We start from the raw sequence: 13045 nt of genomic DNA, 5'->3' as shown, positions 1-13045 counted from the left end.
TTTAGTGAAAAATGTATTTGTTTGAATCTTTGTAGATAATCACTAATTAATAAATGATGTATAAAAGTTGCCAACACAACAAAAAAGCCCGCCCCCTGACTATTGTCAAAGGACGAGCTTAGCCTCGTGATACCACCTTTATTCACTAATAGCTCACACTATTAGCCTCCATAAGTACGGAACAGATATGTTCTTATACTCTGACATTGATAACGAGTGTCAAATCTCGTCACTACCTACTACCATTTGGATTCAGTGTGATGCTCAGGGGCCATGTTCAGTTATCTTCGTCTTTACTCCTTTTCACCAACCGGAGCTCTCTGTAAAAGGCTACAAATAACTTACTCTTCCCATCATTGCATTTCATTTTAATTTTTATCATTATTGCAAACGTAAAGGAAATAATCAAGAGAAATTTTTCCAATGACCACTAAAATCATATCGGTCTGGTGATAGGGAGGATTATCAAGATAAAGATTCAACCCATTTAGGCTTCAAAACAAATAAATGCCTATATAACAACAGGCATTTTATGAATATAATATTACATCAGACATTAGAAGAGGAGGAATAATTAAAAGGGAGAAATTTAAATGAAGTTTTTGTTGTACGGAATTCCTGTTCTGTTTTTATTAGTTGCATCATTTTTTATCTTGGATAAATCTAAGAAAAACAAATTTATTGTATATCCATTTATAATTACCCTTGTATTTATCATCGTTCATATGCTGTTCATCTCTTATATGGGTAGTTGGGTATTCCTTGGTTTTATTTTTTTAACCTCGGCAAGTTTGTTTTTTACATTTATCTTATTTTTATTTGTTCGAAGGCGAAGATAACCGCCATAATAATAGAATAGTGGTAAGTGTACTTTCACCATACGGACCCTCACATACAATAGGGTGAGGTGATTTTTATAAAAAAATCTATATTGACCCAGGTCACGGAAGTGCCGACCCTGGGGCTCAAGAAAATGGTCTTCAAGAATAGATTCTAATCTTACAAATTGGACAACTAGTTCTTGTTTATATTCCTAATCGGAGAAAATAAAGAGCGGCTAAAGCAACTAGGAGAGGTTGTCACATGAATTACAAAGAGTCACCAATTCTTTAAGGTTCTAATCGCTACCTCAGGACCCAACAATCTAACATAGGTAAAAACAAGAATTTTGACGTATTTACTAAACAAAATTAATATGATTAGTAATAGACATGTAACTTAGCGGTGGTTTTGCTTCAAACCACTGCATTTATTTTAAATCTTGGGTTGTTAAACAGTTTAGATTGAAGATAAAAAACAAAGTCGGGGTATGATATATATGTGGCATAAAATGATGGAACCTATCAGTCAAATTACAGTAACATCAAACAAAAATAACGAGCCTGTTATCATTGAAGGTAATCTTGATAAGCTGTACTGTGTTGGAATTGGAACAGACGCAGCTGTATTTAGATCGTATGAAATACCGCAATATGCTTTTAAAGTGTTTGCAACAGACAAATTATTTAAAAAGGATATGGAGCTTAACGTATATGAACGAATAGGGGAGTCATCGTTTTTTCCTAGCTGTTATGGACAAGGGCACAATTTTATTGTATTGAGCTATGAGGAAGGCATCACGCTATATGATGCTGTTGTAAAAGGAATACATATTCCACCGCAGGTTATCGAAGATGTGGAGCAAGCTAGGAAGGAAATTTACTCTAAAGGAATGAACCCAAGGGACATCCATCTAAAGAATGTGATTATGAACGAAGGTAGAGCAAAGCTCATAGATGTGTCCGAATATATGAAAGAAGGAGATGACGGAAGGTGGGCATACCTTAAGAGAGGATATAAAGATTATTATCATCTAATAGATGGAAAAGCGATCCCCATTTGGATGGTCGAAAGCGTTCGAAAGTGGTATAACATTCATTCAGCTAAATTTGACTATCGTGAATTTACGGAAAAAATGGTTAAGTTATTTAAAATTAAGGAGTAAAGATCTAAAAACACGGGGAAATCATCGTTGGAGAGACTTTAAACGATTTTATTATGGAGAAATTTATGCTCCATTACAAATAAAATAAACACCCCATCTGGAGTGTCTACTTTGCAAAAACGTGATTTCCAATTACAACTGTAACTGGCTTTGAGCGTAACCATTTGTTAGAAGTTTTAGCGGGATTAAAGAAATATAAAGAACCTTTTCCTAAACCACGGAAAGCTAAGGCTTCGTTAACAGCACGTTTTGACTCTAAACTTGCAGGTTTATTAATTTGACCATTGCTAACTGGTGTAAATTGCTGCGCTTCATAGATTACACCTCTAACGGTATTAGGGAAAATGTTGCTATCTACACGGTTTAGAACAACTGTTGCTACGGCCACTTTACCAGCATAAGGCTCACCTTTCGCCTCAGCCTCTACTAATCTAGCTAATAGATCCTTTTCAGCTGCTGACACCGAGGATGCTGGAATGGTAATGCGTTGGCCAACCCACAAAGATCCGCTTGTTGTGTTATTAGCTCTCATGATCTGCTTGTATGGAACCCCATGTTTTAAAGCAATTTTCCAATAAGTCTCACCTTTAGTTACAGTGTGTGAACTAGCTGCTAACGTACTAGTATTTGCACTTAAAATTAGTACGAAAAATGTCACGAGGGATATTAGTTTTTTCATCCTTCTATACCTCCTTGATAAGTCCTATTAACCGTAACATGATATTTTGATAGATTCATTGGCGAAAATTTACCAAAAGGGGAAAATATCTTTGACTACTAGTGGGGTTTATTGGATAATTAAGGAAACTGATTTAAGTGATTCGTTGTTTTATTTTATAGGAGTACAGAAAAAAACGAGCGTTACACACGCCCGTTCACTTTAACGTTGTTCCACTGGAAGATGAACCGGAACTTTAAACCACCATAAGAAGAAAACTGCAATAGGAATAGAAATAAGATAAGCAATAATAGGCTTTTTATAAAATAAATAAAGGATAGGAAACATAATTACATCAAATGCCGCCGACCAGCCTAAATGCCACCCGTAATTATAATGGATGTGGTTTGTAAAAATAAAGACAAGCTCAACTAATACGTAAATGGCTACCCATCTTATATAATGTTTCAGTTGTTCTTTCTTTGTGGTTGGATAATTTGAAAGAAACAAGAGCGCCGTACCAGGAAAAACAATAAATGTATACAACATTTCTGTTAAGGTATGATTGCTTAGGAAGTCTGAATTAAATCTCCAAAGAAAATAACTTGCTGTAAGAAAGTTGTAAGTTAGGTTTCCTAAAGCAAAATAAAGCATAGTTGTATGATATTTTTGCCAATTTCTCCAATCTCCCCATCGCCATACGGCAAATATTACAAATATAGAAAGAGCAACATGCACCCATATCAATCCTTTATATAGTTAATTTCATCATGTTTATTTTATACAAAGATTGGACTTAGTAATCATTTCTAAGTGATAATCTCTAAGAAGTGATGGCTATTTGTTAGCTAAAAGCTTTGCATCAATCATATCAGTCATGATAAAGCAATATACTTTATGAAAACAACTTTCAAAAAGGATGATCTACGACATGAACGATGAAATTATACAGTATTATGTTGTGAACAAAGACCTTAATATGTCGGTAGGTAAAGTAGCAGCACAGGTGGCGCATGGAGCTACACTGTGTACATTAGACATGGTTAGTTCAAACGGTTCAAGATTTCCAGATTATTTTCACTACTTTGTTGATTGGTATAAAACGGGAATGAAAAAAGTTGTCCTTCGAGGGACTCAAAAAGATTTAGAAGTATTAAAAGAAAGTGGGTTTTATTCTATAAGGGATGCGGGAAAAACGGAAATTCCAGAGGGCTCGCTCACAGTGGTGGTTTTACCACCTATGCCAAAACTATTAAGCAAACGATTTGTTGAGCAATATTCAGTGTACTAAATTGGTACGCTGGATTTTCTTTTTTTGTAGAAGAAAGAAAAGAAATTAGGTAGAATAGGGGGAAGTAGATTGGAGCTTTATGAAGTTTTACTCTTTTTAGGTGCCGTTTTCGTAATTAGTTATGTCATTGAAAAGCTATTAATCAAACGGTTCAATATTAAACGAAGAACTAAGTTTATTTATAAGCATGTTAACAAACTTCATAAAAGAATAGAAATAACCGCGATTATACTGTTTTTTGTAAGTGGATTTTTCGTCATTGATTCTTACCCAACTGTTTATCCTTATTGGATACCTGGTTTCTTTATCTTAACTTATTCTATAAGGTCCTATATGGAGTGGAAGTTTCAAAGAGAAACAAGAGAATTTATCCTTAGTATTATGGCCTTAATTACAATGGTTGTTCTGTTTCCATTCGTCTACTTACTAATGTCTTAAAGCATAATTGAGCTGTTCTATAGAAGGAGAATGATCGTGATCGCATACTTATTCTTAGCAATTGCAATTGTTGCAGAGTTATTTGGTACATCTATGTTAAAAGCGTCTAATGGTTTCACTAAACTTCTCCCCAGTCTCGGTGTAATCGGTGGCTTCGGTATCGCCTTTTTTTCACTATCCTTATCGCTAAAGGTCATCCCTTTAAGTATTGCATACGCCATTTGGTCTGGGATTGGAACAGCTGCAACAGCTGTAATTGGTGTATTAATCTGGAAAGAAAAAATCAGCGGAACTAGTGTTGCTGGAATTATTTTAATCATCATTGGAGTTGTGTTGTTAAATTTAAAGGCTCCTGGACACGGAGCTATTGAAAAGCAAGAGATTAAAGTAGAGGAAAATCATGCATAATCATTGAAAATGGGGGCCTAAGAGGACTGAAAATTCGTATTGTTAGATACGAGTTTTCCAGTCCTTAGTTGGCCCATTTTAATATCTAGAAGAATTACTATAGCAATAACAATAGAATGGTTATGGTAAATATACTTAATACCGTTGTTACAAACGTAATGCTAGAGACTAGCATCGGTAGAGTGTTGAATTGAAGTGCATACATCGTTGTCGTTACAGCTGTAGGCATGGCAGTTGAAACAATTAATACTTTTTTCAATAAAGGATCAAAGGGAAATAACATCATGATGATGATTGTCAGTAATGGAGATATGACCATACGAACGATTACTCCATATAATACTTTTCCTTTTTCAAAATAACGGCCTAATTTTAGTTCAGCCAACTGCATGCCTAGAATGATCATAGCTACAGGAATAGCTGCGTCTGCAACAAGGTCAATGGCCGCGTAAGCCCCATTTGGAACTGGAATCTTCAGAACGTTAAACAAGATTCCTATTACTAAGGTGTAGGTTATCGGCATTTTAAAAACAGCCCCGATTGCAGGCTTCATTCCTTGTCTTCCACGAGCAGCATAATAAACACCAAAAAAGTTCATAATCAATGATTGCAAAACTAGAAAAGAAACGGCATAGGCAAAGCCTGCATCTCCAAAGGCGAATAATACGATTGGTGCCCCGTAATTCCCTGCATTCATAAAAGCCGTAGAGAGAATGAGAGCACTCTCTACATCCTGAGGATAGCGGAGGAGTTTAGAATATATTTTGTTCACTAAAATAAGTGCTCCTAATAACAAGAAAGCAAAGAGAGTCATGTACAAATATTGTTGATCCAGAGTTACCGTATAGAAGGTTCGAAACACTAACATCGGAGAGAGAATATAAACAGCGACGGTAGAGACTGATACAATATTCATTTTCTTCCACTTTTGAACAATAAAACCGATTAAAAAGATAAAAAACGTTGGCAAGATGACTTCGAAAATGACTGACATTTTGGGATTCCTCATTATGGTATTAAAATAAAAAGACTTACTCTTTCAAAAATTTACTATTAAAGTGTATCATATTAACAATAAATGTAGGATGAAGACGAATTATTGTGGAGGATTTACTTTTTTATATTAGTTTGTTGCTGTGAGAATGGGTTAGTAAAGGCTGGTTTAGGTGGGCTACAGTTAGAAGCCGAGTCAACTTTAGATAGAAAAAGTTGAGCAAAGTTAAACTACGCAATTAGAATACGAGGTAACTTCTGACAGGAGAAGTTGAAAAGAGCTTGAGTACAGTCAGAAGGTGAGGTAACTTCTGACAGGAGAAGTTGAAAAAAGCGGAGAACAGTCAGAAGGTGAGGTAACTTCTGACAGGAGAAGTTGAAAAAAGCGGAGAACAGTCAGAAGGTGAGGTAACTTCTGACAGGAGAAGGTGAAAAGAGCGGAAAACAGTCAGAAGGTGGGGTAACTTCTGACAGGAGAAGTTGAAAAAAGCGGAGAACAGTCAGAAGGTGAGGTAACTTTTGACAGGAAAAGCTGAAAAAAGCGGAGTTCAGTCAGAAGGTGAGGTAACTTCTGACAGGAGAAGTTGAAAAAAGCGGAGAACAGTCAGAAGGTGAGGTAACTTCTGACAGGAGAAGTTGAAAAAAGCGGAGAACAGTCAGAAGGTGCGGTAACTTCTTACAGGAAAAGCTGAAAAAAGCGGAGTTCAGTCAGAAGGTGAGGTAACTTCTGACAGGAGAAGGTGAAAAGAGCGGAAAACAGTCAGAAGGTGAGGTAACTTCTGACAGGAGAAGCTGATATAAGCAGTTTACAGTCCAAAGACAATCCAACTTCGGACAGAGGAAGATGAGAAAAGCCTGTTACAGTCCGATGAAAATAATCCAACTTCAGACAGCAAATGTGTGGACGCAACTCCATACACAAGAACAACACTACTTTAGATGGGGGAGTAAAAGTTGAACAACCTAAAGACCATTCCCGTTATTGAAACGGACCATTATTCATTGAGAGCCATGACGAAAGAAGACGCATCTGCCATGTTTGTATTTATGGGTGATAACGAAACGATGAAATTCCTTACACCTCACCCCGTTTCTAACATCGATGAAATGGAAAAGTCAATTGAGACTAGCTTAGATCAATTTGAAGTAGAAAAAGAAATCCCATGGGTAATTATAGATAAGAAGACAGAGGATGTAATCGGAATGTTCCGGCTCCACAAATTACATATGTGGCATCAGAAGGCCGAGATGGGTGTAGTTCTTCGAAAAGATTACCAAAACAAAGGGGTTATGACGGAGATCCTAAGCAAAGTTATGGAGTTTAGCTTTTTAACACTAGGTCTAAACCGTCTCGTAGGAGATATATTTGCAAAAAATAATGGATCAAGAAAACTTTTAGAAAAGTACGGTTTTCATAAAGATGGTGTTCTACGTCAAACGGATTTTGACGGGGAAGAGTTCCATGACACAATTGTTTATTCGATGTTAAAAGAAGAGTATTTTAAAAGAAATTTATAACCAACTTATAATAAGGGTATTAGTGCGTCGTTTGTTCTACCGAAAAAATAAATAGCAAGAATTTGTCATCCTACATATATAATAAGTAATAGAAACATATTCTACATTAAAAATGGATAAGCCTACAAAAATGCGAGGGGGGAGAAAATGGGGAAGATATTGAATCGGTGGTCATTTTTCTTATCCTTTGTATGCGCGGCATTAGTCATCATTTTATCAACGAACTACTTTAAACAAAGAATTCTGCATTGGACTGGTGTTCACCCCCTCGAGATTGTATTTTATCTTTCACTCACGGTTTTACTCTTTGGGGTAGCTGGTTTTTCTGGGGTATACAACTGGAAAGCAGCGGTCAGAAGTATTTTCACTGTAGGATTTAGCCTACTGTTATCGATATTTTTAGCCTACATTCTTTTTGTAGGCAATTTAATGGATTAGATAAATTCGGAAAATTCCGATTTATTCATTAGAGGTTATGTGGTACAATATCAAAAATATAATAATATAGTAAAAAGACTCCCACACTTGGAGTCTTTTTCTTTAAATAATTCTCTTTTCGTAAAAGTTGAAGAGATTTCACCATGCTAAGAAAGAAAGTACGTGAATCAATTCACTATACGAAAACAGCTGCTTCCCGATTTCATTCTAAAATAGAGAAAATTTCATATATGATAAAAGTAAGGAAGGGGAAATTACCATGCGTGACGTTACACTATTAGCGATTTTCAAACATCATATTGCACAAAAATACTTAAATCGTTCGGGCGTAGCACACGCGATAGCGGTTGCTTACCACGCCTTCCATCTTGCAAAAGAAAAAAACATGGATGTCGATATTGCCACAAAAGCAGGTTTACTCCATGATATCGGCCATTTTACATGGTATAAAAATGGGAAATGGGATTATGAAATGTATCGAAAGTACGATATACACCCCATTAAAGGAGCAGAAAGAGCCCATAAGCTACTTATTAGGTTAGGAGAAAATCCGGTAAGAGCTAAAGAAATAGCATTAGCCATCCTGTTTCATACAGATTCCTTTTTACCAACTGATATAAAGCGAAAACCTCTTCAACAAGTGGTGAAATGGGCAGATGAGAAGGACGAAGAAGAAGGAGGAAATCATCACTACCGATCAATTAAATATGATCGAGCTTTAAAAAGCATCGTGAGGTTAGATGAAATGGTGGATCAAGAGATTTCAGGAAACGTATATAAAGAGCGTAATGGATAAATTCCATTACGCTCTTTTTTTCTGTTCCTACTTATGATAATTCAACAACCAACCCACACCGTTCTTGTCGGTTAAATTCGCATGAAACGCTCCCCAAAAAGTTTCCTGTAGTTCAACAGACACATAACCACCATTTGATAATTGTTCATAAACAGCATTTATTTCTTCTTCCGATTCACATTCTAAAGAAATTCGGATATGGTCTCCTTGATTTACATCACTAAACACATCTGAGAAGTGAATGATGCTATTCCCAAGATGCAATTCCGCGTGAAGCACTTTCCCCTCATGTCCTCTAAACATCTCGATTTCATCCGCAAGCTGTAAATTCTTAATTTCTCCACCAAGAATCTTATTGTAGTGTTCCATTTCTATTTTACAGTTCTTAATAAATACATAAGGGTTTGCACTTTTCATAATCAAACCTCTTTCTATTATTTATACTCCTATTTTATCGTTAAATAGGAGCAATCAGACCCCATTTTTTTAGAAAAAAAGCATTTCTCCTTAACTGTAACATTATCGCCACAATCTAAAATAGACCTCATAAACGTTGATTTAATAACGTTTTTAGCCGCTGAAAAAACCAAAAACAAGCCCAAATTCTTTCACTAAGGGAATTTCTCCCCCTTGGTAGGGAAATCCCCCGATACGAGGAAAAACAAATCCGACCTACAATGAAAACAAGAAAAAGTTAATTGTTATTTGAGGGGGAACAAAACATGGAATCTAAAATTTCAACAAAGGAACGAACAGGACATTCCATCAATAACGCATTTGCTTCTAAATTTGCAAAATCAATGTTTTTAACAATCAGTGCGATTGTCATCTTATCCTTTATCGGAACGAGAATGTTTACACACGTTGATTTAAATCTATATGGATACATGGTAGGAACGGTTGTTTTTATCGGAGGATTTTTCTACCGCTTTATCGCTTGGGGAGAAAGACCACCAACAAAAATTTTCATAAAGAAGGGGATCAAGTTACTTTTAAGAAAATCGACCCCTAAAACATCGGTTGAACAATTAGCAACATATCGATTCATTTGGAACCGTGGACTTTACAGATGGACACAGCACATGTTAGTAGGTTGGGGTTGTATCCTTTCTTGCTTAGTAACCTTCCCACTTGTTTTTGGTTGGATGTACTTCACAATGCCAGAGAACGGATATTACACAGTAGTAGGCATGGGAATTGACATCATGACTATTAAAGCAGATGGTCCACTAGGCTACTTATTTTATAACGCATTAAACATTTCAGCGATCATGGTTATCGCAGGTGTATGCATGATGCTTTACCGTCGCTTAAAAAACATGCAAGCAAGAGCAGAGCAAACATTCGTATATGATTTCCTTCCACTATATCTATTGCTTTTTATTAGTGTGACAGGATTAGCTTTAACATTCAGCAACATGTTCCTACACGGATGGGGACATCCAGTCATGTCATTAATCCATCAATACTCAGTAATCGTAACGCTTATTTATCTTCCTTTTGGTAAATTAGCTCACATTCCTTTCAGACCACTTAGTGTATTCGCTAGAAACTACCGTGAGCACTACGGTGAGCAGTCAATGAAGGAATGTAAAGTTTGTAGCGAAAAATTTGTTTCAACTGAACAATCACAAGATGTAGTTGCTGTACTTGGTATAAACAACATGGAATTTAAAAAAGAAAATTTTCATCTTGCAGAATTATGTCTTCCTTGCCGAAGAAAATATCGAATTGCACAATTCTCAGGATTCCCAACACATGAAGTCAAGGTGAAGGAGGCAAATCAGAATGCAAAGGGATAAGTTTTTTAAAGAAGTTGAAAATTTACAGCATCCAAATGAAAAACTCGTAAAAACACATTGTAGCTATTGCGGAATGCAATGCGGAATGAACTTACGTGTAAATACAAAAACGAATCAAATTATTGGGGTAGAGCCTCGCTATGAGTGGCCAGTAACGGTTGGAAAAATGTGTCCAAAAGGGGTAACAGCCTACCAACAGGTAAATCATGATGATCGTATTTTAAAGCCACTTATTCGTGATGACAAATCACTAAAAGGAACGAAACAAGGATTCCGTGAAGCAACATGGGAAGAAGCTTATGACTTAATCATAGAGAATTTTCAAAAACTGCAAACTCAATACGGAAAAGATTCTCTAGGAGTTTTCAGTGGGGTGTCAATGACAAATGAAAAGTGTTACCTGACAGGAAAGTTTGCCCGTGTAGCACTACAAACGCGTTATATTGACTACAATGGTCGCTTTTGTATGTCAAGTGCCGCTGGTGGATTTATGAGAACGTTCGGGGTTGACCGTGGTTCAACATTACCTTGGACAGATATTCACGAAACAGACTGCTTATTTATCGCAGGAAGCAATACAGCTGAATGTCACCCAACTTCTATGTTCCGAATTTGGGCGGTCCAAGAAAGAGGAGGCTACTTAATTGTGGCTGACCCTCGTGAAACACCGATTGCAAGAAGAGCGGATTTACATTTAGATCTTCGTCCAGGTACAGACTTAGCACTAGCAAATGGAATTGTTAACTTACTAATCGAAAATGGTCATATCGACAAAGAGTTTATTAACAAACATACAAACGGATTTGAAGAAACAAAAGAACTTGTTAAAGAATTCACTCCAGAATATACAAGCATGATTACGGGTGTTGCACCAGAAAAAATTATTCGTGCAGCAGAACTTTACGGAAAAGCGCCAAATGCAGTTGTCATGTTCGCTCGTGGAATTGAGCAGCAACATAAAGGTGTAGATAACGTATCAGGATATTCAAACATGGCGTTAGTGACAGGTAAAATTGGTCGTGCTAAATCCGGTGTCGCAACATTCACTGGTCAAGGAAATGGTCAAGGTGGTCGTGAGCATGGTCAAAAAGCGGACGCTCTACCTGGTTACCGCAAGATTGCTAATCCTCAGCACGTGAAAGAAGTTGCTGAAGTATGGGGGATTAAACCTGAAGAAATGCCACCTGCTGGAGTTTCAGCTTACGAAATGTTTGAACTAATGTCAGACAAAACGATTCGCGGTTTATATCTACTATGTTCAAACCCAGCAGTGTCAGCTCCAAATTTAAATTTTGTACGAAAAGCAATGAAAGATTTAGATTTCATGGTTTGTTCAGACTTCTATCTATCAGAATCAGCAGAGTTCGCAGATGTTGTTTTACCTGCTACTACATGGGCAGAAGATGAAGGAACGGTAACCAATATTGAAGGTCGAATTATTAAAATCAACAAAGCACAGGAACCAATTGGAGAATCAAAACCGGACTGGCAAATGCAGGTGGAATTAGCAGAACGACTTGGTCGCGGAAAATATTTCTCACACCTAAAGTCAGCAAGTGACATTGGTGATGAGTTCCGTCTAGCAACAAAAGGTGGATATGCCGACTACTACGGCGCAACATGGGATAAGATCGAGGAGCAAGATGGAGTGTTTTGGCCATGTAAGGATGAAAATGACAAAGGTACACCTCACATGTTCTTGGATAAAAAATTCTACCATCCTGACGGAAAAGCAAAAATTTGCGCATTACCTTACCGTCCACCAGCAGAAGAGCCATGTGAAGATTTTCCATTGCGCTTAACAACAGGACGTGTCGTATACCACTACCTATCTGGTAACCAAACGCGAAGAATTCAATTTTTACGCGATATGTGTCCAGAACCATATGTAGAGGTTCATCCAGAAACGGCAGCAAAATATGACATCCATCATGAAGAGAAGGTTCGCTTGTACACTCGACGTGGAGAAGCAAAATACAAAGTGAAAATTACTGAAGCCATCAGAAAGGATACAGTATTTGTCCCTTACCACTTCGGTCATGATGACTCTATTAATTTACTTACGATTGCTGCTTTAGATCCAATGTCAAGAATGCCGGAATTCAAGGCTTGCGCAACACAGATTCAGAAACTCGAAGCAAAGAAGGTGCAATAGATGAAGAAGAGGCTTTATTTAGAACTTGAAAACTGTATAGGATGCCGTTCCTGCTTAGCTGCTTGCACACAGTGTGGAGGACATGAGGAAAGAAACAGAAACTATGTATATGACGTGAATCCTCTCGTGAATCGGCAAACGATGCCTCTAATGTGTCTGCACTGTGTGAATCCAGCATGTGCAAGAAGTTGTCCAGCTCAGGCGATTCAAATTCATGAAACTGGAGCCGTTCTATCGGCACTTGTAGAAAAATGTATCGGTTGTCAAAACTGTACGATTGCTTGTCCTTATGGGATTCCTAAGTTTGATACAGAACAGAACTTAATGTATAAATGTGACTTATGTATTGATCGTACGAAGGATGGAATTCCACCAATGTGTGCAAGTGTTTGTCCTACAGACACTTTACAGTGGCTCACTGATGATGAAATAGAGGCAAAACGTAAGCAATTTAATTTAGATAATGGAAAATGGGTAACTAGCCTACCTTATTTAGAGGGCGAAACGAACGTAAAAGTAAATCTTCCTGGTATTTTACAAGGAACAACTAAGCTGTTTTAGGAG

The 13045-nt window shown here is 37.0% G+C and carries 15 protein-coding genes and 1 other annotated feature; of the genes, 11 read left to right on the top strand and 4 right to left on the bottom strand.

What is annotated here, in order from left to right:
- Positions 1 to 105 precede the first annotated feature (105 nt).
- Positions 106 to 366: a binding site (T-box leader), on the bottom strand.
- A gap of 227 nt (positions 367 to 593) precedes the next feature.
- Positions 594 to 839: a hypothetical protein gene (locus tag ACFYKX_RS02950; protein ID WP_389357889.1), complete on the top strand. Its 246-nt coding sequence runs from the start codon at positions 594 to 596 to the stop codon at positions 837 to 839.
- 491 nt (positions 840 to 1330) lie between these two features.
- A complete protein-coding gene (locus ACFYKX_RS02945; protein ID WP_389357887.1) occupies positions 1331 to 1984 on the top strand; it encodes a serine/threonine protein kinase in 654 nt (217 codons plus the stop codon).
- Between the two features lie 106 nt (positions 1985 to 2090).
- Here the strand turns inward: ACFYKX_RS02945 and ACFYKX_RS02940 are convergent, their stop codons facing one another.
- Positions 2091 to 2663: a cell wall hydrolase gene (locus tag ACFYKX_RS02940; protein ID WP_389357885.1), complete on the bottom strand. Its 573-nt coding sequence runs from the start codon at positions 2661 to 2663 to the stop codon at positions 2091 to 2093.
- A gap of 201 nt (positions 2664 to 2864) precedes the next feature.
- Positions 2865 to 3380 carry a CBO0543 family protein gene (locus ACFYKX_RS02935; RefSeq protein WP_389357883.1) on the bottom strand — a complete coding sequence of 172 codons (516 nt, stop codon included), beginning with the start codon at positions 3378 to 3380 and terminating at the stop codon, positions 2865 to 2867.
- 193 nt (positions 3381 to 3573) lie between these two features.
- Between ACFYKX_RS02935 and ACFYKX_RS02930 the strand changes: the two genes are divergently transcribed.
- From ACFYKX_RS02930 to ACFYKX_RS02920, 3 genes are all read left to right on the top strand, one after another.
- Positions 3574 to 3933, top strand: coding sequence for an aminoacyl-tRNA hydrolase (locus tag ACFYKX_RS02930; protein ID WP_389357881.1), 360 nt, complete (start codon positions 3574 to 3576; stop codon positions 3931 to 3933).
- A gap of 69 nt (positions 3934 to 4002) precedes the next feature.
- Complete coding sequence (locus ACFYKX_RS02925; protein WP_389357879.1) at positions 4003 to 4371, top strand: DUF4181 domain-containing protein; 369 nt, start codon at positions 4003 to 4005, stop codon at positions 4369 to 4371.
- Positions 4372 to 4407: 36 nt separating this feature from the next.
- Entirely contained in the window at positions 4408 to 4779 is a 372-nt protein-coding gene (locus ACFYKX_RS02920; protein ID WP_389357877.1) for a DMT family transporter, read from the top strand.
- Positions 4780 to 4876: 97 nt separating this feature from the next.
- Here ACFYKX_RS02920 and ACFYKX_RS02915 read toward each other — a convergent pair whose 3' ends face one another.
- Positions 4877 to 5773 (bottom strand): AEC family transporter, encoded by an 897-nt coding sequence (locus ACFYKX_RS02915; RefSeq protein WP_389357875.1) that lies wholly within the window; start codon positions 5771 to 5773, stop codon positions 4877 to 4879.
- A 953-nt stretch (positions 5774 to 6726) separates the two neighbouring features.
- Here ACFYKX_RS02915 and ACFYKX_RS02910 point away from each other — a divergent pair.
- The 3 genes from ACFYKX_RS02910 to ACFYKX_RS02900 all read left to right on the top strand — a co-directional run bounded on the left by ACFYKX_RS02910 (position 6727) and on the right by ACFYKX_RS02900 (position 8524).
- Positions 6727 to 7290, top strand: coding sequence for a GNAT family N-acetyltransferase (locus ACFYKX_RS02910; RefSeq protein WP_389357873.1), 564 nt, complete (start codon positions 6727 to 6729; stop codon positions 7288 to 7290).
- A 147-nt stretch (positions 7291 to 7437) separates the two neighbouring features.
- Positions 7438 to 7728, top strand: coding sequence for a hypothetical protein (locus tag ACFYKX_RS02905; RefSeq protein ID WP_389357871.1), 291 nt, complete (start codon positions 7438 to 7440; stop codon positions 7726 to 7728).
- Positions 7729 to 7987: 259 nt separating this feature from the next.
- On the top strand, positions 7988 to 8524 hold the full coding sequence (locus ACFYKX_RS02900) for an HD domain-containing protein (protein ID WP_389357869.1): 537 nt from the start codon (positions 7988 to 7990) through the stop codon (positions 8522 to 8524).
- A 27-nt stretch (positions 8525 to 8551) separates the two neighbouring features.
- Here ACFYKX_RS02900 and ACFYKX_RS02895 read toward each other — a convergent pair whose 3' ends face one another.
- Positions 8552 to 8941, bottom strand: coding sequence for a VOC family protein (locus tag ACFYKX_RS02895; RefSeq protein WP_389357868.1), 390 nt, complete (start codon positions 8939 to 8941; stop codon positions 8552 to 8554).
- 347 nt (positions 8942 to 9288) lie between these two features.
- On the opposite strand from ACFYKX_RS02895, the gene ACFYKX_RS02890 reads away from it, so the two are divergent.
- The 3 genes from ACFYKX_RS02890 to ACFYKX_RS02880 are packed head-to-tail and all read left to right on the top strand — an operon-like array spanning position 9289 to position 13042.
- The gene (locus ACFYKX_RS02890; protein WP_389359021.1) at positions 9289 to 10326 is read left to right on the top strand and encodes a hypothetical protein; all 1038 of its coding nucleotides are present in this window, start codon (positions 9289 to 9291) and stop codon (positions 10324 to 10326) included.
- Positions 10313 to 12481, top strand: a complete 2169-nt coding sequence (locus ACFYKX_RS02885; RefSeq protein ID WP_389357866.1) for a molybdopterin oxidoreductase family protein — start codon at positions 10313 to 10315, stop codon at positions 12479 to 12481. Before ACFYKX_RS02890 ends, ACFYKX_RS02885 begins: the two co-directional genes overlap by 14 nt.
- A complete protein-coding gene (locus tag ACFYKX_RS02880) occupies positions 12482 to 13042 on the top strand; it encodes a 4Fe-4S dicluster domain-containing protein (RefSeq protein WP_389357864.1) in 561 nt (186 codons plus the stop codon).
- The last annotated feature ends 3 nt before the right edge of the window (positions 13043 to 13045 follow it).

It is taken from the genome of Cytobacillus spartinae, assembly GCF_042865285.1.
Lineage (GTDB): Bacteria > Bacillota > Bacilli > Bacillales > Cytobacillaceae > Robertmurraya_A > Robertmurraya_A spartinae.
This window is presented reverse-complemented; position numbering and strand designations above follow the sequence as displayed.

What these genes read in the sequence shown, in the direction of transcription:
- ACFYKX_RS02885 (WP_389357866.1), top strand. Translation starts at nt 10,313, where the DNA reads ATGCAAAGGGATAAGTTTTTTAAAGAAGTTGAAAATTTACAGCATCCA.
- ACFYKX_RS02900 (WP_389357869.1), top strand. Translation starts at nt 7,988, where the DNA reads ATGCGTGACGTTACACTATTAGCGATTTTCAAACATCATATTGCACAA.
- ACFYKX_RS02945 (WP_389357887.1), top strand. Translation starts at nt 1,331, where the DNA reads ATGATGGAACCTATCAGTCAAATTACAGTAACATCAAACAAAAATAAC.
- ACFYKX_RS02880 (WP_389357864.1), top strand. Translation starts at nt 12,482, where the DNA reads ATGAAGAAGAGGCTTTATTTAGAACTTGAAAACTGTATAGGATGCCGT.
- ACFYKX_RS02905 (WP_389357871.1), top strand. Translation starts at nt 7,438, where the DNA reads ATGGGGAAGATATTGAATCGGTGGTCATTTTTCTTATCCTTTGTATGC.
- ACFYKX_RS02950 (WP_389357889.1), top strand. Translation starts at nt 594, where the DNA reads ATGAAGTTTTTGTTGTACGGAATTCCTGTTCTGTTTTTATTAGTTGCA.
- ACFYKX_RS02895 (WP_389357868.1), bottom strand. Translation starts at nt 8,941, where the DNA reads ATGAAAAGTGCAAACCCTTATGTATTTATTAAGAACTGTAAAATAGAA.
- ACFYKX_RS02930 (WP_389357881.1), top strand. Translation starts at nt 3,574, where the DNA reads ATGAACGATGAAATTATACAGTATTATGTTGTGAACAAAGACCTTAAT.
- ACFYKX_RS02915 (WP_389357875.1), bottom strand. Translation starts at nt 5,773, where the DNA reads ATGTCAGTCATTTTCGAAGTCATCTTGCCAACGTTTTTTATCTTTTTA.
- ACFYKX_RS02940 (WP_389357885.1), bottom strand. Translation starts at nt 2,663, where the DNA reads ATGAAAAAACTAATATCCCTCGTGACATTTTTCGTACTAATTTTAAGT.